At 34.7% G+C, this 24,444-nt stretch carries 18 protein-coding genes and 1 tRNA gene; 13 read left to right on the top strand and 6 right to left on the bottom strand.

Annotation, left to right across the window (positions count from 1 at the left end; translation table 11 throughout):
- Positions 1 to 427: 427 nt before the first annotated feature.
- Complete coding sequence (locus tag AACL20_RS03135; protein WP_339052601.1) at positions 428 to 1,639, top strand: cation:dicarboxylate symporter family transporter; 1,212 nt, start codon at positions 428 to 430, stop codon at positions 1,637 to 1,639.
- A 261-nt stretch (positions 1,640 to 1,900) separates the two neighbouring features.
- Here AACL20_RS03135 and AACL20_RS03130 read toward each other — a convergent pair whose 3' ends face one another.
- Both AACL20_RS03130 and AACL20_RS03125 read right to left on the bottom strand, forming a co-directional pair.
- The gene (locus AACL20_RS03130) at positions 1,901 to 4,282 is read right to left on the bottom strand and encodes a hypothetical protein (RefSeq protein WP_339052600.1); all 2,382 of its coding nucleotides are present in this window, start codon (positions 4,280 to 4,282) and stop codon (positions 1,901 to 1,903) included.
- A 155-nt stretch (positions 4,283 to 4,437) separates the two neighbouring features.
- The gene (locus AACL20_RS03125; protein WP_339052599.1) at positions 4,438 to 6,750 is read right to left on the bottom strand and encodes a hypothetical protein; all 2,313 of its coding nucleotides are present in this window, start codon (positions 6,748 to 6,750) and stop codon (positions 4,438 to 4,440) included.
- Positions 6,751 to 7,152: 402 nt separating this feature from the next.
- On the opposite strand from AACL20_RS03125, the gene AACL20_RS03120 reads away from it, so the two are divergent.
- The 4 genes from AACL20_RS03120 to AACL20_RS03105 all read left to right on the top strand — a co-directional run bounded on the left by AACL20_RS03120 (position 7,153) and on the right by AACL20_RS03105 (position 12,762).
- Positions 7,153 to 7,617: a 23S rRNA (pseudouridine(1915)-N(3))-methyltransferase RlmH gene (locus tag AACL20_RS03120; protein ID WP_339052598.1), complete on the top strand. Its 465-nt coding sequence runs from the start codon at positions 7,153 to 7,155 to the stop codon at positions 7,615 to 7,617.
- A gap of 844 nt (positions 7,618 to 8,461) precedes the next feature.
- A complete protein-coding gene (locus tag AACL20_RS03115) occupies positions 8,462 to 10,732 on the top strand; it encodes an NADP-dependent malic enzyme (RefSeq protein WP_339052597.1) in 2,271 nt (756 codons plus the stop codon).
- Between the two features lie 343 nt (positions 10,733 to 11,075).
- On the top strand, positions 11,076 to 11,966 hold the full coding sequence (locus AACL20_RS03110; protein WP_339052596.1) for a polyprenyl synthetase family protein: 891 nt from the start codon (positions 11,076 to 11,078) through the stop codon (positions 11,964 to 11,966).
- 719 nt (positions 11,967 to 12,685) lie between these two features.
- A tRNA-Arg gene (locus AACL20_RS03105) sits at positions 12,686 to 12,762 on the top strand.
- Positions 12,763 to 13,125: 363 nt separating this feature from the next.
- On the opposite strand, the gene AACL20_RS03100 is transcribed toward AACL20_RS03105, so the two are convergent.
- A complete protein-coding gene (locus AACL20_RS03100; protein ID WP_339052595.1) occupies positions 13,126 to 13,626 on the bottom strand; it encodes an N-acetyltransferase in 501 nt (166 codons plus the stop codon).
- 153 nt (positions 13,627 to 13,779) lie between these two features.
- On the opposite strand from AACL20_RS03100, the gene AACL20_RS03095 reads away from it, so the two are divergent.
- The 5 genes from AACL20_RS03095 (at position 13,780) to AACL20_RS03075 (ending at position 16,496) form a co-directional block, all read left to right on the top strand.
- Positions 13,780 to 14,040 (top strand): hypothetical protein, encoded by a 261-nt coding sequence (locus AACL20_RS03095; RefSeq protein ID WP_339052594.1) that lies wholly within the window; start codon positions 13,780 to 13,782, stop codon positions 14,038 to 14,040.
- 387 nt (positions 14,041 to 14,427) lie between these two features.
- Positions 14,428 to 15,030: an outer membrane protein gene (locus tag AACL20_RS03090; protein ID WP_339052593.1), complete on the top strand. Its 603-nt coding sequence runs from the start codon at positions 14,428 to 14,430 to the stop codon at positions 15,028 to 15,030.
- Between the two features lie 47 nt (positions 15,031 to 15,077).
- Entirely contained in the window at positions 15,078 to 15,521 is a 444-nt protein-coding gene (locus tag AACL20_RS03085) for a hypothetical protein (RefSeq protein WP_339052233.1), read from the top strand.
- Positions 15,425 to 15,796: an IS1 family transposase gene (locus AACL20_RS03080; protein ID WP_339052667.1), complete on the top strand. Its 372-nt coding sequence runs from the start codon at positions 15,425 to 15,427 to the stop codon at positions 15,794 to 15,796. Before AACL20_RS03085 ends, AACL20_RS03080 begins: the two co-directional genes overlap by 97 nt.
- A gap of 106 nt (positions 15,797 to 15,902) precedes the next feature.
- Positions 15,903 to 16,496: a hypothetical protein gene (locus AACL20_RS03075; protein ID WP_339052592.1), complete on the top strand. Its 594-nt coding sequence runs from the start codon at positions 15,903 to 15,905 to the stop codon at positions 16,494 to 16,496.
- Here AACL20_RS03075 and AACL20_RS03070 read toward each other — a convergent pair.
- The 3 genes from AACL20_RS03070 to AACL20_RS03060 form a co-directional block, all read right to left on the bottom strand.
- Positions 16,398 to 17,612, bottom strand: coding sequence for an IS256 family transposase (locus AACL20_RS03070; RefSeq protein ID WP_339052016.1), 1,215 nt, complete (start codon positions 17,610 to 17,612; stop codon positions 16,398 to 16,400). The genes AACL20_RS03075 and AACL20_RS03070 overlap by 99 nt on opposite strands.
- Before the next feature lie 21 nt (positions 17,613 to 17,633).
- The gene (locus tag AACL20_RS03065) at positions 17,634 to 17,924 is read right to left on the bottom strand and encodes a hypothetical protein (protein WP_339052591.1); all 291 of its coding nucleotides are present in this window, start codon (positions 17,922 to 17,924) and stop codon (positions 17,634 to 17,636) included.
- Between the two features lie 111 nt (positions 17,925 to 18,035).
- Positions 18,036 to 18,856, bottom strand: a protein-coding gene (locus AACL20_RS03060) for an IS5 family transposase (RefSeq protein WP_339051669.1) whose coding sequence is annotated in 2 segments (ribosomal slippage) — positions 18,036 to 18,469 and positions 18,469 to 18,856 — 822 coding nt in all. Because the reading frame shifts where the segments join, the coding sequence is not laid out codon by codon here.
- Positions 18,857 to 19,435: 579 nt separating this feature from the next.
- On the opposite strand from AACL20_RS03060, the gene nagZ reads away from it, so the two are divergent.
- The 3 genes from nagZ (at position 19,436) to AACL20_RS03045 (ending at position 24,316) form a co-directional block, all read left to right on the top strand.
- Positions 19,436 to 20,461: a beta-N-acetylhexosaminidase gene (nagZ, locus tag AACL20_RS03055; protein ID WP_339052590.1), complete on the top strand. Its 1,026-nt coding sequence runs from the start codon at positions 19,436 to 19,438 to the stop codon at positions 20,459 to 20,461.
- A gap of 52 nt (positions 20,462 to 20,513) precedes the next feature.
- Positions 20,514 to 22,031: a glycine--tRNA ligase subunit beta gene (gene glyS, locus AACL20_RS03050; protein ID WP_339052589.1), complete on the top strand. Its 1,518-nt coding sequence runs from the start codon at positions 20,514 to 20,516 to the stop codon at positions 22,029 to 22,031.
- Positions 22,032 to 22,114: 83 nt separating this feature from the next.
- The gene (locus AACL20_RS03045; protein WP_339052588.1) at positions 22,115 to 24,316 is read left to right on the top strand and encodes an LPS-assembly protein LptD; all 2,202 of its coding nucleotides are present in this window, start codon (positions 22,115 to 22,117) and stop codon (positions 24,314 to 24,316) included.
- The last annotated feature ends 128 nt before the right edge of the window (positions 24,317 to 24,444 follow it).

Below are 24,444 nucleotides of genomic sequence, written 5' to 3'. Positions count from 1 at the left end.
TTTAAATTCGTAAGAAAATGTTATAACAAACGCAAAAAACTTACGGCTTTTGTGAAAGCAGTGTTTGCTTAGGCACATGAGTAATAATATATACAAAAATTAGCGCAGGGTAGTCCTAAAGGCTAATTTTTGCACATTTAACTTCTCCACAAAAATTGATACTACAATCTTTGTATAGTTTTACATTAGACTTCTTCAAACGCTTGTTTCGGTGGCTAATTGCTTCGTCGCATCTTGGCCTTCAGGTGCTCATATACTTCTTGTATACTGTGCTCCTTGCACTTGTCTCACTGGAATCGAGTTTGAAGAAGAAGTCTATTGAAGAAGTTTAATTCGTGGATTAATAATTTGCAGACTTTTCATATTGCAGTAAAGACATTAGAGTAAAATTGTCGTTGCACAAACATAAATTAATATTCATATATTCATGAGTATAAAAACTCTTTCAAAGAATGTTCCATTTCAGTTGTTTCTTATACTGATCACAGCATTATTACTCGAAAAAGTCATTCCTAATTGCTTTATAAGTGCTCTTTATACACTGAGTATATTAATCAAAGATCTATTAATGGCTTTTCTACCGATTGCCATTTTTGTTTATATATCAACCACGCTGAACCATTTTAAATCTCAGGGATGGCTGATGGTGATATTACTCGTGTTGTTTGAAGCTATTTCTAATAGTTTTGCTTCGTTTGCAGCATATGGGCTGAGCGTCTTTGGTGCTCGTTTCTACAGCGCTTCTATGATTGAAGTACAAGAAGTCACTTTATTACCAATTTTTTCCATATCAGGTATGATTCCTTGGTTTTGGAGAGTTGAATACGGTACAATAATTGGCGTAGTATTTGGATTAATATTCCCTCATATAGGTATCAAGACACTTGAGGATAATATGCAGAGTCTGAAAAATTTTGTTACGCTAATCTTCAGCAGGGTTTTTGTAAGACTGGTTCCGTTTCTAGTTTTAGGATTGTTTATTAAATTTATAAGATCAGGAAATGCAATGCAGCTTGTTATGCAAGGTAGCCAAGCTATTATAATAATGATAGTTGGACTTTTAGTTTATGTCCTGTTTCTATACCTTGTTGCAGCAAGATTCTCTTTTTCTAGAGCATTGAAATGTTTTAAAACAGCGCTTCCTGCCGGCATTATAGCATTTTCTTCTATGTCTAGTGCAGCAACCATGCCAGTCACGATTAGCGTGACAGAGCAAAATTTAAAGAATAAAGATTTTGCGTCAATGATTATACCAGCAACTACTAACATACAACAAATAGGTGACTGTTTTATTAACGTATTTCTATGTTGTATATTGGTGGCTTTTTTTACTGGAGATATTCCATCATTGCAAACATTTATTGCGTTTTTATCTATATTTATAGTTAGTAGATTTACTACTGCTGCAGTGATGGGAGGGGCTATTTTTATAATGTTACCTATATATCAGCGCTATTTAGGTTTCAATGAAGAGATGACGGCAATAATAATAGCATTTAATGTGATACTGGATCCTATAGTTACATCATCAAATGTTATGGCAAATTCAGCTATGTGTATTATTTTTGAGCGTGTTTGGTTAATTTTTGAAACAAAAGGTGGTCTGCTGAATTTGTATAAAGCGCAAGATGAAGCATAAAGTGCAGTGTGAAAATCGGTTACTATTACAATGCAAAACAAATGAAGCTGAGGCTCCAGTGCTAATTTTCGGATATATTAGTGGCACTATGCTATAAATCTACTTTCAAAAAAATCCGTAAGTTTATAACATTTCCTTGCGGATTTAAAGCATTTAAAGCGCTATTTTGACGCTCAGAGCGCCATTTCATACAGCCTCTGAAACTTTTGGCGCGCGTACTATATATTGTTTTCGCGTGGATTTTGATATGAGCGAAGCGCATTAATCTTGAGAATCTGGTGTTTTCTTTTTGCATATATTATCAGCTTTTCTCCAAAACTGGTTAATCAATGTTCCACTTCCTGCATCGCCTTGATAGCGTGTAGTGCATATTCTAGTTGGGTCTGATGTACTTGACTTCTCAGGATATGGCTCTTTGCAGGTGCTTGTAACAGAGGTTTGATTTGTTCCGATTCCAGAACTTGGATCTTGTGTATATTTTCCTTTGTTTTGTTTGTAAGCAGAAGAGCTATCTGCCCATGTTGTATTTCCGGTAATAGGAGCTGCTTTAGTAATAGAAGGACAGCCATTTGTATAAACACAAGGGTTAGTAACTTGACTAAATATAGAGCCTTTGCAAGTGCGCTGAGGTTTCAGGGTATTTTGCGTTATAGTTAAGTACTGTGTTTGCGGAAGTTCGCCAGGCTGTACATTGCGATTTTCTAACTTAGCTTTTCCTTTAGCGCTTTCATATGCATCACGAAATTTGACAAATTCCTCTTGTGCCTTTATTGCTTCGGTTGAAGAAAGTGTTCCATCTTTAATTTTAAAAGCGATCTCCATTTGCTCAACTACGCCGTATTCAGCATCACACGCTCCAGTTTGCACTTCTCCCTTGTCTGCTACTGCCCAAGTGGTATAACCACTGCTTTCAGTCGGAGAATTAATTGCGTCGCATTTCTGTGGTATTAGAACGCAGAGCGGCTTTGGCATTGCTTCATCCCAGTTGTCTGACTGATTTACAAGGCAAATCTTATCAACAGTATCACCTTCTACACCACCGTATATACCAGGACATACCGCTCTCTCAGCATCTTGATCTCTTTCTGGCAGCGTCCCTGATTTATCAATACATGTTTGAGTGGAATAGTTGGGTACAATGCACTTGTTCAATTGATCTTTTGGAGGAATAGAAGGTGAGCAGCAAAGACTAACGTCGCGTATACCAGATGGAACAATATACTCTGGATAATCAGAGTCAGGGGATTCAGTAGTACACACAGTGCACTTATCCCCTCCTTCCTGACTTCTAGCTTGAGCGGTTAAAACTTTAATTTTTTCTACTTCACCTTCACTATCAAATTTCGGAATTATTACGTTGAACTGCATCCCATATAATCCTTTTTCATCACGAGAAAGCAGCTCATTTATGACACTTGAGCCATCTGGATTTTTCTCTTCAAACTGTTTTTTATAATATTCTCTTATTATGATTGGAGAATCTTCTTTAGATAGCGGTAATCTATCATATTTAAATGGTTGTTTGGGATTCGGGTAAGGGTTTGCTTGATTTTGTGTTTGTGTGCCATTTGAATCAAGCTTATAAAAATTGCCATCCTTTCCTTGATATACTTCACTGTTATCTTGATCTCTCATAATAGGGATGCTGCCGTGAGCTCTTGCGAATATCAAGTTAATGGCTGGATATAGATTCTCTAAATCGTCGCTATCTGCTATATACTCTGGAACAATTGCAACATTTGATTGCGCAGGAGTAGGCCTCGGGACACACCCTAAAAACACATTATCTTTGCAGTCAGGCTCAGCGCATGCACATACTTTGCCAGGTTGATCTGGAGCTACCTTTGCACAGTATTTAAGGGTTGATAAGTCAGGAAATGAAGCGCATTGAGGAATGGAAGGCGTTCCACCATCTGAGGTATCACCATCAAACTTATACTTAATTAATATGTTGTCAGATGTTTTTTCTCCTATTTGCGTACTATTCCTAGTTGTCATCATTCTTATAACTGGTTGCTCAAAAGAGCTTCCAAGCGCTATTAATTCCTTGATGCTGATTGATGTATCAACATATGGTTCAGAAGATGGTGATAATACACTGTTAAATGTTGGAGGACCTGGCATTAATGGAGCATCAACACAACCAATTAGACCGTTTTCAAAAGATCCACGACCTATTATTCCACCAAAAGAAGAAACATAGTATGCGCATACCTTAGTTCTATTTGTATTATTTTTTCCACCGTGTGCGTACTCAGCTCCAGGGCCAAAGCTACACACTCTTGCTTTATTAAAGATACCGTATATGTTAATATCATTCTTATCTGAAGAGCAATCCTTCGTACTTTCTATTCCGACAGAGCCTGTCTTTGTGTCTCCCCAGAGAGTATAAGCAGGTGGGTCCCAGGAGAACTGAAAAAACCCCACCATTCTTGGAGCGCCGCATCTTAGCTCACTATCAAAAATAAATCTAGCCCAACAATATTGCCTCGTAACAACATATCTTGCTTCAAATGGATCTGTATTGCTTCTTTCTAACTTTTCCCTCTCACCAAATGTTGGAAAGAAATCTTTACAAACCCCTTTCACACCTTGACTATCCAAGGATTGATTCTCATTACTCGGGTCTTCTTTTCCATTCAACCAATTTTTGCAAAGGAGATCATGCGCAAACGTTATTTGAGAAACAAAAAACGAAAGTAGAAAATAAAAGAGAACACCACTAAATCTGTTAACTGCTATATGTTTAGCAAAATATGCTACTTCTGATATATAAAATAACAAATTAGATGTCACATTCATAATGAGTTGCCGCTTTCTAACAATGATGCAATGTTGTTAAATTCAAACCTAACGCTTAAGGTATCAGTCTGTTGTTTCAAGAGTACCAAATTCTTTTTGTTTCCACTACTCTTTATCGAATAAAGCTCATCATGCGTCAGCTTAAATGATTTTCTAGCTAGGTTATCGGCTGCTCTATGTCCTGTGAATAGCAGGCTTGCGAAGCAATCTAAACTGCTTTTAAAAAAGGGTGCAGCGTATAACTTTTCATTATATTTTGATCCTAGTAAAACGATGGCATTTTTTTCAGCAATAAATTTCAGCAAAGGTTTAAGGTATTTTTCCATAATTTTATTGTTATATAGCATATCAAATTCGTTAAATACTATTATGGTTGGGTTGCCATCAAGGAGTTTTATAATACGCATTAGTAATATAGCTATAGCATTGGAGATAATATGCAGGTTGTCTGAACTCTCTGTATGTTCTCCAAAATCTATGTTACAAATTTGATTTGATATTATAGTAGAGATATCACATTGAGCTGTGCATAACTTATTGAATTTTTCTAGAAATGTTTTCACAGCTTCTAGTAGGTCATTTTCATGATCACCAACTGCTAGTTCTAATAAAAGGTTTATCTTATCTTGTGTAGTTTGAAGCTGCTGCATTTTTTCAGCAACGTCAATAATTTTGTTATCATACTTGTTGTGAAGCTTTTCATTATGCCCAAGTATCATATTAGCTAAAACTTTTGAGAAAAGTTCAATATCATTTTCGAAATTTTGCAAATCTAATAAGTCAAATATTAGCTGCTTATTATCACTATCTAAAGATCCTATATTGAATGTTTTAGCTCCGATACTCTCTAAAAATTTTTTATCATCTGAATTGATAGAAATATTTATAATCTTTGGGTTAATCCTCATAGCCTGAGCAATTAAAAATCTAATAAGCTTATTCTTTATAGAATCTTTTTCTCCAAAGACTATTGTATTGCCATTGTTTGGATCATTTAATACATCATGAAAATTGAAATAATAAGCAGTATTATAAACTGTTTTAAATATTGATATTGGATCTCCCCATTTGCTGCCGTGGTAACTGCCATTTTTCTTCTCTGCAATCGATGAGAAGAAACCTATATTTCTGCCGGAAGTGTATTGTTTCCTAGTTATGTATCGAAAATTTCCCGGTATTTGAGAGAAAAAACATTTAGGACAATTAAAATCCTCTCTTACCATGATTAGGCCAATTTCCTGTGCAAGGCGTGTGATCTCCTTGGTTCTTGTAAAAAATAGCTCTTGTTCATATTCATATATCGTAATAGTTATCTGACGCTCACAGAAATCTGTTGGTGCAAGTGTATTGTTATTCATTAATTCTGCGACACCAGTTAGTGTTGCTATGTCTTCATCCTTACTGATATCAGTAACTTTTTTCTGGTATTTTGCGTTCTTAAGTGCAATATGCGCAGGAGCAAAAACTGCGACTTCTGATATGATATACTTACCTTCAAAGTCTAGTAGTTTAATACATTCCTCATGATCAAGCTTACATGGTACTTTTATTGTATATACTGCGGCCCATATATCGCTCTTTTCATTAGCTTTGGAGTCATAATCTGTGAATTGAAGAGAGCTGAAAAAATAGTCTATATTTAAGTCTGATATTTGTGATGCAAGATTATAAGTACTTGGAAATATATCATTTTCTTTAAGATGCAGAAGCTTATTAATAAATGAAAGAGGTTCCGAAACATAGCCTTTCTCAGTTTTTCGCATATTGAGCAATTTTGCGCCAAACCTTCCAATATCTTTTATCAAACCTGAAACCACGCCACTTAGCTCTTCGTTTCGCCTCGCGAGATTATTGTAGTATGCTGCTTTAAGTGATCTAAACGATAAACTTCTTATTGCGGTTTTAGGGTTGAAAGCAGATTCATGCATTCCTCTTGAGACTATCGTAATATACATCATACTAATATCCTGAGAGCTCCATTTATTTATCTTATTCCAGGTTTGCTCTATTTGAGATACAGATTCTGATTTGAATGATGATTCAAGAATTATATTGCGTGTATTATTCATTATATGAATATATACGGCGTATTCTGCGCTTTTAATATGCATTTTCAATGAATTTCGAAATACTTCGCTTAACTCATTCCTACCAAATAATTCATCATTGTTTTCAAAACCACTGACACTAATCGTTTTTATTAAATCACCAGTTCTTGTCATAAGTGTCACGCTATCATAGTGTGACACAACTGGGATTAATGAACTTATATCAGGGTTGGTATATTTCTGTTCTTTATTTGCAGACATTTTTTATTACACGATACTAATTGGTAAGACTTGTTTCATAAACTCATTTGAAGTGAATAGCATATAAACTCCAGCTATTTTTTGCATTGGCATTACTGATGGAGAGTAACGTAAAAACACTCGTGATGTATTACGCAGAAAAATAGCTGCGTATATTCGGAGATTATAAAAATCTAGCAAAACATTCTTACATCAACTATAAAAGGTTAGCAAAAATTCTCAAGCTGTGAACATATTATTTACGTATATACTAAGTAATACTTTTCAAAATTGGTGTCTTTAAAATGCATATCCACATTCTTTCTGGCTCCTTTTTAAAGTCTAAATTCATGTATTGCACTGCTGGCAGTGCAATACATAATCAATCAAATACAAATTTTTCATTTACCTAAAGGTATATCGGTGCAAGAGATAATTATTTATACGATTGGCAAGAATAATTCTACAGCAATAATTGGTTTAGAAGATGAGTATATAAAGAGGATACGTTGGAAAATTAGTCGTGTACAAATTGATTTAAAAATCAAAACTAGCTCAAGCTCGCAGCAGAAACTACATGAGGGAGATGCTTTATTGCTCAAAGTTAATCCAGATAGTTATTTGATAGCTCTAGATGAGAGGGGTGCGACAATGAATAGTGAGGAATTTGCATCTTATATCTCATCCACATTTGCATTAAGAAATCAACGCATCTCTTTTTGCATAGGAGGTGCTTTCGGCCATTCAAGTAAAGTGATTAGTAAAGCGAATTTCGTACTTTCACTTGGTCAAATGACTTTTGCTCATAAGCTTGTGCCTTTATTGCTTTGTGAGCAGCTATACAGAGCATATACCATACTCAATAAGCACCCTTATCATAAAAAATAATTGTACTACTCTGATAAATGAAAAATTTTTCAATAGACCTCTTGCATAACTCAATTTCTTAGAGCGACTGGTTTGAGTCGCCTTCAATGCTAAAGGTCGTTATGTATATTTAGAATACACGCCTACTTTGCGCGTCTCAAGGCTACTACCACTTACTCCTCACACATAGCTTCTGCAAGATGTCTAATGAAGTTAGATTTTAAAAAGAGCCGGGAAGACTAAAGATGTATGTATACATAAAATTATAATAAGCATTTTAAAGACTACAATGTTGAAAAGTATGATGAGTATATACATTACGAAATTATGTAAAAACCTTTCTTGACTATTCTGAAATAAATGAATTATAAGGTGTTGGCATGTAGAGATATACTCATTTTGCTGCGATGCGTCATAAAATCTGATGTGTAGCACACTTAAAGTAGGATATTTTTCTTGTAAACTATTTTGCGAATTAATATACTCAAATAGTGTATTTATGCACGTATAAAGCTTAAAAATAGGCTGCAGGAAGTTAATTTGCAACATTTAGTGGTGTTTTTCTTCATTATGAGTTTTTGTTAACTTATATAGCTTATAAAACAACAGTTATTCATTAATATCATAGTAATATATATAAATAAGCTTGTCCTAGAAGAGAGGAAGCTATGCTTAGAGTCATGATATTGTAAATGTTGATTATATATGTGTATGAATGTTGGCTAGTGTGTTTCATGACCGTGCCTGCTTGTTTCAAAATATAGGTGAGCATTTTTAGTGCGAATTTTCAACTTCAACTCGTAATTTTAAGCGAGCAATTGCTCTTTTTGCAAATAATAAATAATATTCATCAGGAATAATCTGCATGACAATAAAATCACAGCATTCTGCTATAGGAAAAGAAGCGTTGGAATTTCACTCTCGCTCTAAGAAGGGGAAGCTCTCTGTGTATGCACATAAACCACTTAAAAAGCAAAAGGATCTCTCTCTTGCTTACTCGCCTGGAGTTGCTGCGCCTTGCATAGAGATACAGCATAATCCTGGTTCTGCTTTTGATTACACATCTAAAGGCAATTTTGTAGCTGTTATCACAAATGGAACGGCGGTACTTGGGCTTGGAAATCTTGGTGCACTGGCGTCAAAGCCTGTAATGGAAGGAAAAGCTGCACTATTTAAAAGGTTTGCTGATATAGATGCTATAGATATTGAAGTTGATACTCAGGATCCAGAAACTTTTATACAAGTTGTTAAGCATATAGCACTTACCTGGGGTGGGATAAACCTTGAAGATATTAAAGCTCCAGAATGCTTTATTATTGAACAAAAACTAAAAGAGCTAGTTGATGTCCCAGTTTTTCACGATGATCAGCATGGCACAGCAATAGTTACAGCTGCGGGTCTTGTGAATGCAGCGCATGTTACAGGCAGGAATTTTCAAGATATGAAAATTGTTGTGAACGGGGCAGGGGCTGCAGCCATTGCTTGTATAGAGCTGCTAAAGACTATGGGCATGCAGGATGATAATGTTATTATGTGTGATACTCAAGGTGTTATATATAAAGGCAGAACTTCTGGTATGAATCAATGGAAAGAAAAACATGCAAATAAAGTGACGAATGCAAGAACTTTAGCTGAAGCACTTGTTGGAGCGGATATATTTTTGGGACTTTCAGTGAAGAATGCGGTAACAAAAGAGATGATACTGAGCATGAGTAAAAAGCCGATCGTCTTTGCGATGGCTAATCCAGACCCTGAGATTACACCAGAAGAAGTTTTTAGTGTATGTCCGGATGCGATAACAGCGACTGGACGCTCTGACTATCATAATCAGGTTAATAATGTCATGTGTTTTCCTTATATTTTCAGGGGAGCGCTTGATACTCAAGCAACTACCATAAATGAGGAAATGAAAATAGCCGCTGTGCATGCGATCGCAACGCTTGCAAGGCAGGATGTATCTGAAGAAGTTGTGGCTGCATATCCTGGGAGGAAACATAAGTATGGCCATAGCTATATCATTCCAACTCCATTCGACTCAAGATTAATACAAGAGGTTTCTGCTGCTGTCGCAGAGGCAGCAATGAAAACAGGTGTTGCGAGGAAGCAAATAGATAATATTTATCAATATAAAAGAGAGCTTGCTGCTAGACTTAACCCAGGTGCAGATATTATTAATCGTTTTTTTGCGACGTTGCAGCAAAAGCCACAGAGTGTAATCTTTGCACATGGCGAGGAAGAGCAAATGATAAAAGCTGCTATGTATTGGCAGATTAATAAATATGGTAAAGCAATTTTAGTTGGAAAAGAGCACAAAATAAAACCATTAATACTGAGCATTAATCCAGATATTGCTCCGGATCACTTTTTAATTATAGACCCCAAAAAGCATCATAACACTAAACTGTATGCTGATGACCTATATGCAAGGCTCCAAAGGTCTGGCTTATCATATGATGATTGTGTTAGATTGCTTATGAATGATAGCACAGTTTTTGCAACTGAAATGCTAAAGCATAGAGAGGCAGATGCAATGGTTGCAGGATTAACAGAAGGGTATCTGGAATCCATCAATAAAACACTTCTTGTGACTGATAAAATTCCAGACCAGATGTTGTTTGCTCTTGCTATGATGATAAAAGGTGATCGTGTTATATTTATAGCGGATATTGCAATACATGAAGAGCCAACTCCTAAGGAAATGGCACAGATTGCAATACAAGCTGCAAGAGCAGTCAAACAGCTAGGGCATATTCCAAGAGTTGCATTTGTATCATCTTCCACATTTGGTCAACCTAATAGAAAATGTGTCAGTAAGGTTAAAGAAGCTCTTTCCATTATGGATGAAAAAGGTTTAGACTTTGAATATGATGGTGATCTTGCTGCAAATGTTGCAATTAATAGTGAATTATTAAAGTTATATCCATTCTGTAGGTTGTCTGGTCCTGCTAATATCTTGATAACACCAGACTTGGGTAGTGCGCATATATCTTACAGATTACTCGAAGAGTTTGGTGAGGCAACAGTGATAGGTCCTGTGTTATGTGGTTTGGGTGAATCAGTGCAAATCGTTAGAATAGGTGCAACAGCAGGTGATATATTAGATGCGGCTGCTGTTGCTGCTGCAAGAGATCTATGAAAAACGATTTAAAGTGTTCATTATGTAGTTGCCTGCGTCATCACTCTAAGAAGCTGAGGATTTATGTCGGCCCGCAAGCAATGATGCTGCACCGAAAGTCCAGCAGAAAAAGTGGTAAAAACCTTATGGATTTTGTTAAGGTATTTGCAAGTATCGGAAATTATATATCTGAACTAAATATGTGCGAAAAACTTGTATATATATATTTCAAAAATTGGCGTTTCTTAAAGACTGCTAGTTATGTATGGATTATGCACATGCTCCCTTAGTTCTTTCTAGCTCTTTTGGAAGTCTAGCTTTGTATCAAAATCCGAAATTCCAACTCTTCATTGATCAGAGGTATATGTATAATCTGAATGAAGTACTTAGTTCCACAGCAATAGCGGTGGATGAGATTATATCTGCCATCATTGGCAATCGTTATGATATCGCGTGTCCTGTGCTAGTTGAGTCTATGCGCTATTCTTCTCTTGGTGCTGGAAAAAAGGTCAGAGCATTTTTAGTGATAAACTCAGCTGCCATGTTTGGTTTTACTGAGAAAGCTTCGGTTTATGCAGCTTCTGCTATAGAGATGGTACATTCTTATTCACTCATTCATGATGACCTTCCATGTATGGATAATAGTGATATTAGAAGAGGTAAGGATAGCTGTCATAAGCGTTATGGAAAAGCAACAGCACTTTTAGCTGGAAATGCACTTCTAACACTTGCATTCGAAGTATTATCAACGGAAGAAGTTTCGAAAGATCCTGCTATAAGGATGCATTTGATAAAAACGTTAGCAAGGTCAATTGGCTTCTGTGGAATGCTTTCTGGTCAAGCAATGGATATACTTAGTGCTGATCAAAATCTTACATTTCAAGAGATTCTTAAATTACAAGAGATGAAGACAGGTAAGCTTTTTATGGCATCTTGTGAATTTGGCGCTATTTTGGCAAAAGCACCAGAGACTTTAGTGCAAAAAGCTAGGGAGTATGCAAAATTCATAGGTCTTGCTTTTCAAATTAAAGATGATCTTCTTGATATATCAGGCAGCAGGCATTCTATAGGCAAGGAAGTAAATAAAGACATAGAGCTTAACAAGGTTACATCAGTATCATATTTAGGAGAAGATGGAGCTACAAAATATCTTATTGAGCTGAAAGAAAAGGCTGTGGAATCATTGAGTGATTTTGGAAATTCTGCATTACCACTGATTTATCTAGCTAATTTTATAGCAAGCAGAGAAAGTTGATAAATACAAAATCCAACAAATAAAGAGCTGAAAAAATTGCCTGAACTCTGTAATATCACAGGTATACACGGCAGAAATCGTTGAATTTTATATTTCGAAAACTTTAGAAAGAACGCTCATGACTCGATTTTCAAAACATTTAGACAAATTATAAATTATTTTATAATTGGCAACTCGCGTTTATATATTGTCACGATAAAGTTCAAATTTTGTTTTGCTTGTGATGTTTTGAATTAGTACGCGCCGCGCACCAAAGGTCTCGTAAGCGGTATAAAATGACGTTTAGAATGCCAAAATAGTGTTTTAAATCCGTAAGGAAATGTTATAATAAGCGCAAGAAACTTACGGATTTTGTGAGAGTAGTGTTTGCGCGGCACAGGACCAATTAATATATCCAGAAATTAGCGCAGGGCTGAGTCCTGTGCTAATTTTTGCACATTTCATTTCTCCACAAAAATTTATTTGTTTGCGTATATCAATTTTTGGCGGATAGACGAATTAAAAGCTAGAGCTTGCTTGCATTATAATAAAAACCCTGCTACAATTGCTTCTGCTTTCTCTATAGCACTTTTGCTTGTGTGGCATGTGAGTCTTCCAGTTATCTTGATGGATTTTATAGTGTTTCAAGCAAAGTATTCGATTACCTGTACTATTTGTTGACTGCATTGCTTTTTGCAATGTTGATACGTTTTTGTTGTTTTATTACCTCTCTATTGCTTGTGCCCGTAGCTCAGCTGGACAGAGCAACAGCCTTCTAAGCTGTGGGTCGAAGGTTCGAATCCTTCCGGGCACACCATCTATTTTTCTAGTTTTAAGTCGTCTGTGTCACAATTCTAAGAATCGCTGGGTTTATATTAGTTGGTACGTGCGCCGGAAGTCTCAGAAGCTGCATAAAATAGTGTTTAGAATTGGAAAATAGTATTTTCAATCCGTAAGAAAATGTTATAATAAGCGCAAAAAACTTACGGATTTTTTGCAGCAAGCATCACATTCACATTTTTGAATATTCCATTGTCATTTGAAAAGCGCTTGAGTACTTTTTCAAGAGTGTACAAGTCGTATAATGCTAGTTATACCAGAATTCCATCCATGAGTGAGACTAGATGAGTAATGCCACTGATTTAGACTTTTGGCTGATGGACTATATAAAGTGTAAATTTTAAGATAAAAAATCTAGTATCATCAAATATTCATCAAAGAATTCATTATTCACTTTTATTGATTTTGGCTCTATTCCATAAATTCTGAATCCATGTTTTTTGTATAATTCTATAGCGCTCGTGTTGTAAGTTAAACAGTTGAGATGTAGTTGAGAAACGCGCTCTCTTGTTTTATTGATTATTTCATTTAATAAAATACTTGCAATGCCCATTCTCCTATATTCAGGTTTTGTATAGACACTCCAGATAACTCCACGATGTTTTGTTTTGCTACGGTGCATTTGATAGAATGCTGCGCAAGAGGCAAGAGAATTATTTACAAAGGTTGCAAATATATCGTTGTTAGTTAACATATCTTGAAATTTAGAGTCTGGCCAGTGGAGCTCATCCTCATAAGAAGATTCAAAATTTTCTGGTTCGTTTTGCAGTGTCTCTAACCTGAATTGTTTCCATATTTCCCAATCTTTTTGTTCTAGAAGTCTTATTTGTGTATTATCCATTAATACCTCATATATTAATTTTTTTGTGAATTACTGATTTTTTATTTGTTAAATCGTTAAGGTTGTATTGATATAAAATATATCAGCGTAAGCATGATCATTTTGCAAGCAAAACATTATTTAGCATGCGTAGATTGAATAATTATTTTTACAGTGAATGATGTACTACAGGTAAATGAAGAGTTGGTATTTAACTTGTTTGTATACAAAGTTAGAGTTCAAAAAGAGCTAAGAAGAATGCTAGGGATACTGAAATTCTTTGAAATTTTTTTGGATATTACAAAGGCGCAGGATGGTTTTATTATTTGTAAAGCAAGGATTGACCAACTTGCAGTCTTACATCTTTCAATCATGATATGCTTCATGCAAAATCTTTGTAAATATTTCAAGCATTATAAGTATTTTTCTGCTTAAAGTTGTATAACATGGTATATTCTTCAGAAGTCCATAAATTACCAGCTCTGCGATGATTTATTATTTGCATTTTGAATCAATTTTTTTAATCAAAATCTACTGTTGTATTTAATATAATCCATTGCTAATGGATAAACACAGAAAATCAATTGTTAGATTGCGATAGATTTGCGCTATTTGTAATGATTTATACATATAAGGGCGCTTTTTCTATATTTTTTCGTGATTTTTTTTATCTTTAGATCGTGCCCATTGCGTTTCATGCATGTATAATACATGGTCATTAACTCCATATATTACAGATCACAAAGTGTATGAAGTTATCGGGAAGTGTTTTAAAATATAAAAATTGGGAAAAATATTATGGTGCGACCTTCACTGACTGCAATGTCTATTGCTGTATTGCTTTTATCTTCCACAGCATTTGCTGATAAAAACAAATCTCAAGATTTTTACCTGCGTATTGAAAGCGGATTCTCTTTTCCTTCTTCATTAAAATCTGATGGGGAGATTGCTATTAATGAGGGAATTGATGTGCCCTACTATAACAACAAGGCGCCAAAAGGTTCAATTATTTATGGCGCAGCACTTGGATATAGATTTAATGACAATTTTAGAACAGATTTTAATATATCTGGTAGGAATTATTCTTTTAATGCGCCATTAGATGTTAAACTTGCTGGCGATTTATCTTCAAAAATTAATGCGTCACAAAAAATCTCTGCCGTAATGATGATGTTGAACGGATATTATGATATAGGGCAATATGGCATTGTCACTCCATATATAACTGCAGGTATTGGAGCGAGTTTCAATAAAACAGGTGATTATAAATTTAAGCATGATATTACTCAACCAGACCAATTACAAATCGTTAGTGAAGTACTCATGAAAGGTAAGAGCAATGTGTCTTTAGCTTGGAATGTTGGTGCTGGCATTTCAATTGCTTGCAGTACAAATGCTTCTATAGATGAGAGTTTTCACAATTAGATAGAGATATGATATGATCACTGTTTTAAGAACTAAATGGTGGTTTTATGGTTTGTTGTAAGGGATGTGGTTCCGATAGCTTTATAAAAAACGGCATTGTGAGGGGTGTACAGCGTTATAAGTGCAGATCATGCCTTCTAAATTTTGTTGAGGGCGATCTGCGCAAAAAGCCTCAAACAGCCGTTAAGAAAGCACTATGTGTTATGCTATATAGCCTTGGCAAGGCCTCTTTTTCTATGTTAGGCAGGATATTAGGACACTCACCGTCCATAATTTATCGCTGGTTAGTAGAGGCGATGAACAAGACTCAGGAGCCAATCATCTCTTCGGATATTATGGAGATGGAATTTGACGAGATGTGGCATTTTATTGGTTCAAAAAAAACAAGCTTTGGATCATCAAGGCGGTTGATCGTAGCACAAGGAGAACTGTTGCATGGGTTACAGGCAATCGTGATACTGCAACATTCCAAAAGCTCTACGACAAAGTGAGTCATCTGAAAGAATGTCATTTTTATACGGATGATTGGAATGCTTTTTCTAAAGTTTTACCAAAAAAGCGTCATACGATTGGCAAGTCTGGCACAGTATCTATCGAGAGAGATAATAGTAACACGCGACATCATTTAGGCAGAATGACACGGCGTACTAAGATCGTTTCAAAGAAGGAGTCAATGGTCTACGGATCCATCAAGCTTTGGTGCGCTCTTACAACACCACAAATATTTACACAATATCAAGAACAAACCTTATCTATCTTTATGTGAAAACTCTCATAAATTCTAACATTGGCTTTATTAATAATGGGATGTGCAACGCATAACACATCGTTGATGGTTAATGCATTTTAAAAAATTTAAAAAGGGAAGGGATATGTCACAGAATCAGCAAAAGTACGATTATGAATTTATTAAGGAAGAATATAATAAAGCTGAGAGAGTTTTATCTGATATCGTCTCAATACTCAAATCCTCATTTGATAAGAAGTATATCTTGAAGAATGAGGATAAGTATATACAGAAAGTAATTGCGATGCTCATAGATATACGAAAGATTGAATCTGATATAAAAGGTATATATTTCGATGCAGAGAATGATAAATTGGAAGAGCCATATAAGGGTCTCCAAGAAATCAAAGAAAATGTTAAGGTGTTAAAATGGTACTACGATAGAGTGAATTTGCTTATAAAATCGTATAATAAATTGTATCCTGGTACCATTAAAGCCGCTGATAAAGATGAAGATATAGCAAATAAATGTTATGACATAAAGCTTACTTTAAAGAAGATAGCAGTGGAAATATCAAAAATGATTCAGAAGAGTAAGAATGGGGTTTATCCCATTGATTGTGTAAATTTTTTAGAGCCATTAAAATCTCCCATCAAATTTGATTATAAAATGAGCCATAGCTTCATTCCAGTTAGAGATAGGCATGGTCCATTTTTTGGTAATATAATCAATCGTTAGGTATAAAACCTTGAATACCGAATCATCATTTGGGAAAACACGCTTATTTCTTGTAACTTTTCTCAACTGACTATTCAGCGATTCTATAGCATTTGTAGTGTAAATTATCTTACGGATACTCTCTGGATATTGCAGAAATATTACAAGATTCTCCCAATTATTATACCAGGATTTTGCTATATGTGGATATCGTTTACTCCATTTCTTATCAAAAGATTCTAGGGCAAGATGCGCTTCATCTTCAGTAGCAGAGCTATAAATAAGCTTTAAATCTGATGCCAATAATTTTCTGTCTTTATATGATACATACTTCAGGCTATTTCTAATTTGATGTACTATACAAAGCTGATGCTCAGTTTTGGGATAACTTGCGCATATAGCTTCAGACATACCAGTCAGGTTATCACTACAGGCAATTAATATATCTTTTAATCCTCGATTCTTCAATTCAGTAAAATTACTAAGCCAGAATTTAGATCCTTCATTCTCACTTATCCATAATCCTAAAATATCTTTCCGGCCCTGTAAATCTATACCCAGCGCAACATATACTGATTTATTAATTATCTGTTTATCTTGCCTTACCTTAACTATTAAACAATCAAAATATACTATAGGATATAATGGTTCAAGAGGTCTACTCTGCCAAATTCTAACCTCATCAATTACATCATCTGTAACCCTACTAATTAAACTCTCACTAACTTCTGCTCCATATAATTCTTGTAATTGGATCTTGATATCAGACAAACTCATCCCCTTGGCATACAGAGATATTATCTTTTGATCTAAACCATCTATTCTTGTTTGATTCTTGGAGACAATTACAGGTGCAAATTTACCTTCTCTATCTCGCGGAATATTTAACTCGATACTGCCATTCTCAGTAATCAAATTCTTATTATAATGACCATTCCTGCAATTCTCAGTTTCAGACCTATCATATTTGTTATAACCTAAGTGTTCAGACATTTCTGCCTGCAAGGCTCTCTCCAAAATACTCTTCGTTAATTCCTTAATCAATCCATCCTGCTTCAGTACTGTCTTTAAATCCGCTCTTCCTTCTATCAGTAAATCTATCGCTTCATTTATTTTCTTATTCTTTTCTGTCTTCATTCTAATTACCTATATTCTTTATTAATTCCAAATATAGGCTCTACTATAATTTACACAATCTTTGATAAAGACCCCGCTTTGCTGCTTAATAGTCTTTACAAGTTCTTGTGCTCGCAAATTTTCAGAATATTCTTTTGCGCAATATATAGCTGTTCTTAGTAGTGCAGGTGAAATAAACCCAAAATTAGAGATATTATTTATGCCATATGCAGTATATATCATGTAAGAAGTTGCTATGGATACGATAAGATGAGTTTCAATTAATGGTACAATATCTTCTGTCAGATTTGTGCATGTTTGACCAAAAAGCATACAGTTCAGCTGTTTTAACATGCCACTTTCATTTAATAATAAAAAAGCATTAAATATTTCTGCATAGTTATAATACTTAGGAAAGTTCAATAGACCTCTTGCATAACCTATTTAAAGCTCAAAGTTATAGATACCAGCAAGTAAATTAAACCTTAAACCGAATCGTTTTCTTCTGTTCCTATAACGATCAGCGATAATTTTAAATCGTTTGATCATGCCTATGACGTTTTCATTTAAAACACGTTCACTAGACAATTGACGATTTTTCTTTTTATCTTTCCTGCTTAGTGGTCGCTTTTTTGTCTTTTTCTTTGGTAACTCTGAATTATAATGCAACTTATCAATGCCTTGATAACCAGTATCTGTAAGAACTTTAATCTCAGGGTGGATGTGAACTCCGGATTCTTTAAATAACCTGAAATCATGACGCTTGCCATTAGAAAAATTAGTGCAAATGATTTCTTTTTTCCTTTTATCCACAATAAGCTGAGTTTTTAGAGTATGTCGCCTCTTTTTTCCCGAATAAAAGTGCTTCTGTTTTTTTTAGGTCGTTCTATCGGTGTTTCAGTAGCATCAATTAACACAAGTTCGTATTCAGAATCGCTTTTTAGTAATGCTTTACGTCCAGGTAGTGAAAATCGTTTATCTTTAATTAGAGTATCTTCAATCCAACGTATATTACGATAACAGGCACTTTCACTTATTCCATAACTGCGGGAAATATGAAAATATGTCCTGTATTCACGCAAGTACTCAAGCGTCATGAGTAATCGATCTTCTAAAGCCAATTTATTGGGTTTTCCACCTTGAGACTTTAAAATAGCTTCAGCTTCTTTTAATATACTTAGTATAACTTCAAACGTTCCTCGTTTAATGCCAGTAAGCCTGCGAAACTCTTCTGCGTATTCATCTTTGATGTTTTCAAACTTCATGTTATCCTTGATAAAATCAAGGATTTTAATCAATTTATATGGTTATGCAAGAGGTCTATTGTAAATGGGATACTAAGTGTCAGTCCTGATGGCAAGCCAGATAAATTAATTTCGCAGTTGAAAAAAGCTGGTGTTCTAGTTGTAATAGAAAAGGTTGCTAATGTTAGTGTTTTAGTTAAGTATTCACATACGCAAGGTTCAGTAATTAGAAAAGAGCTTCAAATTGTAGATGCCCCCTATATCGCCTGAAGCGAATCAGTGCTTATAATTTCTACATGACGTTTGTTTTTATTGCGCTGCCTGCAGTGCTATAGCTTTCTATCAAAATCTGAAATGCAAACTCTTAATTTAGCATAGGTAATATACTCATCATACTTTTCAAAATCAGCATCGTTAAAATGTTCTTGATGTATTTTTATATACGCATGTGTTTTCATTCTTCTTAGTTCTGTTGGAAGTATAACGAGTATATTCAGAGTTTGATGTTCATAAACGTGCTTGCATTTTATTAATAATTTTCGGTATTTGCTTATTGTATCGCTTGTTACGTATAGATAGTACATTACATTTATTTATGGGTTGAGAATAAAAAGTTTTGATAGCAAAAATCTTGATGTTTTAAGTGGAGGGCATATGTCAATAACAAATGCAAAAAGAGCAATTGTGAGTGTCAGTGGCACTAATCTGACAAAAGATGAGTGTATATTGTTTCAAAAGTATCCACCGCTTGGTTTTATATTGTTTAAGCGAAATATTGTTGATCTCGAGCAAGTTCAAGGCTTAATTAAGCAGCTGAAAGAATGTATTGGTAGAGATAATTTGCTGTTTTTAGTTGATCAAGAAGGTGGTCGTGTTGCAAGGCTCTCTCCACCTAATTTTTCGGCCACATCTAGTGCGGGATTTTTTGGTACTAAAGCAAGAGAAGATTTAGAATCTGCTAAAAAGCTTGCGTATGAAGAATATTATTCCATGGCATTACAACTTAAAGCTTGTGGATTCAATATTGATTGTTTTCCTTTGGGAGATCTGCTATTTGAAGGAGCAAGTAACGTAATAGGAGATAGAAGTTTTGGTAGTGATATAAAGATAGTAGAAAGTTTATGTAGAGTAGCAGATTCTGCTTTAAAAGCTGCGAAAATTCAGTCTGTGCTAAAACATATTCCAGGTCATGGCAGGGCAATTGTTGACAGTCATTTCAAATTGCCTATAGTGGATGCAGATCTTGAAACATTAGAAAGCTCAGATTTTAAGGTTTTTTCTGATTTGAGAGATTTTAAAGTTGCTATGACGGCTCACATAATCTTTAAAGCGCTAGACGATAAATTTCCTACAACTATCTCTAGGAATACTATTGATTATATTAGAGAAAAGATAGGATTTCACGGTATTTTGTTGACGGATTGTATAAGTATGAAAGCAATTTCTGAATTTGGTACAATTGGGGAGGTAGCAAATATGTCTTTGGAAGCAGGATGTGATATCGTATTATATTGTCCAGGTGATATGAGCGGCAATGAAGCTGTTCTTGAATCTGTATCATATGCTTGTGATTCTCTATGGTCAAAAATAGAGTCTTTAGCATGGAATGAAAACTATACAGGATAGTTTGATAAACGCTGAGCTGACATCAAATTCAATTTAAAAGAATTAATATTATATGAGTCAATTACTACTGGAGTTATTTTCTGAAGAGATTCCTGCCTTGATGCAAGTACCTATTGCTGCTTCTTTGTTTAAATCTATTCTATCAGATATATCTGCTATAACTTCAGAGAAGCTTTGCGGACAGCATTTTGCAACGCCTAGGCGAATAGGATTCTATATAGACGGTATTCCGTCTAAAATAAAGCGTAGTAGTAAAGAAGTGAGAGGGCCTAGAGTGAGCGCTGCTGCTTCTGCCATTGAAGGTTTTATGATAAAGCATGGAGTTTCATCAAGAAAAAGTCTTAAGACAGATGATGAATTCTTTTACTTTGTGGAAGAAGAATCGATTGAAGATGCAGGTGACATATTAAAATACATTATAGAAGCAAATTTGCATAAACTAGTATGGCCTAAATCAATGCGATGGGGGGAGCATAGCGTCAGATGGGTGAGGCCGCTACATTCTATACTTTGTGTTCTGAATAATGAGGTGTTACCTATAAGATATGGTCATATATCAGCTGGCAATACTACAAGGGGGCATAGATTCATGGCAGATTTACTTATAGAAGCTAATTCATATAAAGAGTATGAGAATAGACTTAGTGCTGCTTTTGTTACGCTACAACCATCAAATAGACGAAATATCATAGAAGAAGGGCTGCTTAGAATTGCAAGAGATCATGATATCGAACTTATTAAAGATGACAATTTAATGGAAGAAGTTGTAGGTCTTGTCGAGTACCCCGTTGTTTTGCTTGGAAAGATAGAGAAAAAATTCATGTCTTTACCTAAAGAAGTATTGATTACTTCGCTTAGGATTAATCAAAGATATTTCATGTTTAGTAACAAAGATGGTAGTCTTGCTCCATTCTTTGGTATCGTTTCAAATACAAAGTTTAAAGATGATAGTACTGTTGTGCTTGGTAATGAGAGGGTACTTGCTGCTAGGCTTTCGGATGCTGAGTTCTTTTATAGTGAGGATTCGAAAGTTAATCTTGTTGATAGAATTGAAGGTTTAAAAGCACTTAGCTTCAATCTTCAGATAGGTAGTATGTACATGAAAATGGAGAGTGCTGTAAAGATCGCGCTGAAGATAGGCGAGCAGTTGAAGTATGCAGATAGCACTAAAATTAAAAGAGCTATGATGCTAGCGAAAACTGATTTACTAACAGAAATGGTGAAGGAATTTCCGGAACTTCAAGGTGTAATGGGATATTATTATGCAATTGACAATGGTGAAGATATGGAAGTCGCAATTGCAATAAAAGAGCATTATAAGCCTCAAGGTCCAAGTGATCTTGTTCCTGAGAGTGTTCTTGGTAGTATAATAGCTATTGCAGATAAAATAGATACTCTAAATCAAATGTTTGAGCATCACATAAAGCCAACTGGCTCCAAAGATCCATATGCGCTCAGAAGAGCTGCAATTGGGATTAACAGGATTATGAGTGAGCGTTCTATCACTATTGTTTTTGATAGTTTAGATATTAGAGATGACGTAATTAATTTCATTAGAAGTAAGGGTTGATACAATTCATTTGATAAATGCAATACAACCTTGCTGTCTTATATACTATACTAAATTTTCCTCGAAAAATTAATATTGTGAAAGTGTTATTCTTAAGAATTTCAGCGTCTTATGTTTTATTCAGTAATTTACTGAGCATTGCTTATCGTATTTTGTTATTAGCAATTCTTACTATCATTCTTAGTAACGTCTGCTTTGCTGAACAATCGTCCTTTGGAGATTTAACGTCATTAATAGGTGGTGCATTTAATGATTATACGCTGGATGCTGATAGTGTGGTATATGATGTTGCAAACGGCGTAGTTGAAGCAGAGGGTAATATCAAGATAAGAGCCGGAAAATTCAACATCACAGCAAATAAGGTGTTATATTATAAAAAGCAGAAACTGATACAAGCATACGGTGGGCTGATTATTAAAGATGAAGAAGGCAATGAATTTTCTGCTGATTTTATTGAATTAAATAAAAATAATACATCTTGTATTTTGCAAATTAAAGCAAGAATTCATAGCAAACAAAATGATTTTTTTATCACTGCCAAAAAGATGGAAATAGAAGGGAATTCTGCATATAAAATGCAGAATTTTGCCTTTACTCCTTGTAAAATATGTAGCAGTAATTTTGTTAAAGATACTCCTCTTTGGCAGATCAAAGGAAAGAGTGCCGTTATGAATTTAGAATCTGGAACAATTCGCTATGTAAACGCTTATGTCGAATTTTTAGGTGTTCCAATTTTTTATGTCCCATATCTTAGTATGCCTTCTCCAGGTATCAGTAGAAAAAGCGGTTTTTTGATTCCAAGTGTTTCTTTTTCTCAGATTTTTGGCTTTAGAGTATCAATTCCTTATTATTTTAACATAGCTCCAAATATGGATGCTACGCTTAGCGTTACTAGTGCGACAAAGGATAACATGTTGTTCCAAGCAGAGATGCGTCATCTTATGGATACTGGATCTTATAGTATTAAGGGCAGTATAATGAAGTATGATGATCAAGAAGGTGGAATTGATAGTGCAAGATCTCAGTCATATAGAGGGCATATAGAGAGTCTTGGAGAGTTTACATATAAGAAATCGTTATCAGATTATATACATGGATTCGAAATTAATATGCTTTTCGATGAAAAAAAGACTTATTTAAAAAGATATGATATCAAAAAGAGTGATATCTTAGTAAACGATCTTTATTGGCATTGGCTATCTGATGATGCTTATTTTTCGTCTCGAGGGTTATTATTTGAGGATCTAAGGCCTGGAAAGCATAATTATAGTTATGTGAATCCATTTTTGATGGTTGGACGTAACTTTCGCATTTCAGAAAATATTAGCATGAATTTTGCAGGTAATTTAGTGAATCTGCTTGATGATCCTGACTGCAGCTATCAAAAACTCGGCACACATAGTTCTTTAGATTTTAAAAAGAAGCTTGGAGACTATTTTTTTAGGTCATCTCTTGCCTTGCGAGGCGATTTTTATAATGTGTCACAGAAGAATTCTAAAAATAAGTTGAATGTTTCTGCAGAGGCCTTGTTTGAATTGCGTAGAGAATTTTGGTATTCTCTTCATGATATCGATTTCATGTTTGAGCCTGCTGGGCAAATAATATTGTCTCCGTATAGCGATAATCAGTATGCTCCAGATCCTGATCGAAGACCTAATCGAAGACCTATACTTGAGATAAATAGTGATAACATATTTTCAAGCAATCACTATTATGATTTGGAGCAAGTCGAATTAGGTAACAGAATTAATTTTGGTGTGCGTGGCAATGTAATGGGAGAAACTTTTTCGCAGGTATATTTTTTACTTGGTGGTAGTTATAACATTAGTAAAAAAACTGAGATTCTTGATACTAGCAGAAGTTATATATCAAAAGTGAATTTGCAATTAACTGACAACGCAACAATAAGTAATCGTACATGGCTTGGTATAAGAGATCTTAATATGATTCGAAATGAAGTGGACATTTCTTTAAGTTATGAGAAGTGGATGTTGAACTGTGCATATATTACAAATGATGAAAGACGCGATGATATAATATATCCAAGAGAAATTCATGTGGATCTTTGGTATAATATCTATGCGCCATGGTGGTTCAATGTTTTTGAGCGTAGTAAGTTAGGTGGCGATGCTTCGGATGATGGCAGTTTAATAGAAAATGGTGTAGGACTGAAATATAAAGATGAATGTATAGAAGTCATATTCGGTATTAAAAGAAATTACGTAAAGCTAGGTGATATAGAGCCGTCCACTAGCTTCAGTTTAAGTATTAATGCTCCATTTTAGATTTGTTTGATTCATCTTAAAAATTTATTTATATATTTTTAATTCAGAATTTTCAGCGGGTTAGCGTCATTATATTCAAAATAAATTAATCAATTTAGTGATATGCCAAAATTGAGTATCGATAATAG

Origin of the sequence: Candidatus Lariskella endosymbiont of Epinotia ramella (genome assembly GCF_964019805.1) — a bacterium.
GTDB lineage: Bacteria > Pseudomonadota > Alphaproteobacteria > Rickettsiales > Midichloriaceae > Lariskella.
This window is presented reverse-complemented; position numbering and strand designations above follow the sequence as displayed.

What these genes read in the sequence shown, in the direction of transcription:
- AACL20_RS03090 (WP_339052593.1), top strand. Translation starts at nt 14,428, where the DNA reads ATGTCTATTGCTGTATTGCTTTTATCTTCCACAGCATTTGCTGATAAA.
- glyS (WP_339052589.1), top strand. Translation starts at nt 20,514, where the DNA reads ATGAGTCAATTACTACTGGAGTTATTTTCTGAAGAGATTCCTGCCTTG.
- AACL20_RS03065 (WP_339052591.1), bottom strand. Translation starts at nt 17,924, where the DNA reads ATGCTTTTTGGTCAAACATGCACAAATCTGACAGAAGATATTGTACCA.
- AACL20_RS03075 (WP_339052592.1), top strand. Translation starts at nt 15,903, where the DNA reads ATGTCACAGAATCAGCAAAAGTACGATTATGAATTTATTAAGGAAGAA.
- AACL20_RS03110 (WP_339052596.1), top strand. Translation starts at nt 11,076, where the DNA reads ATGTATAATCTGAATGAAGTACTTAGTTCCACAGCAATAGCGGTGGAT.
- AACL20_RS03085 (WP_339052233.1), top strand. Translation starts at nt 15,078, where the DNA reads ATGGTTTGTTGTAAGGGATGTGGTTCCGATAGCTTTATAAAAAACGGC.
- AACL20_RS03135 (WP_339052601.1), top strand. Translation starts at nt 428, where the DNA reads ATGAGTATAAAAACTCTTTCAAAGAATGTTCCATTTCAGTTGTTTCTT.
- AACL20_RS03125 (WP_339052599.1), bottom strand. Translation starts at nt 6,750, where the DNA reads ATGTCTGCAAATAAAGAACAGAAATATACCAACCCTGATATAAGTTCA.
- AACL20_RS03070 (WP_339052016.1), bottom strand. Translation starts at nt 17,612, where the DNA reads ATGAAGACAGAAAAGAATAAGAAAATAAATGAAGCGATAGATTTACTG.
- AACL20_RS03115 (WP_339052597.1), top strand. Translation starts at nt 8,462, where the DNA reads ATGACAATAAAATCACAGCATTCTGCTATAGGAAAAGAAGCGTTGGAA.
- AACL20_RS03100 (WP_339052595.1), bottom strand. Translation starts at nt 13,626, where the DNA reads ATGGATAATACACAAATAAGACTTCTAGAACAAAAAGATTGGGAAATA.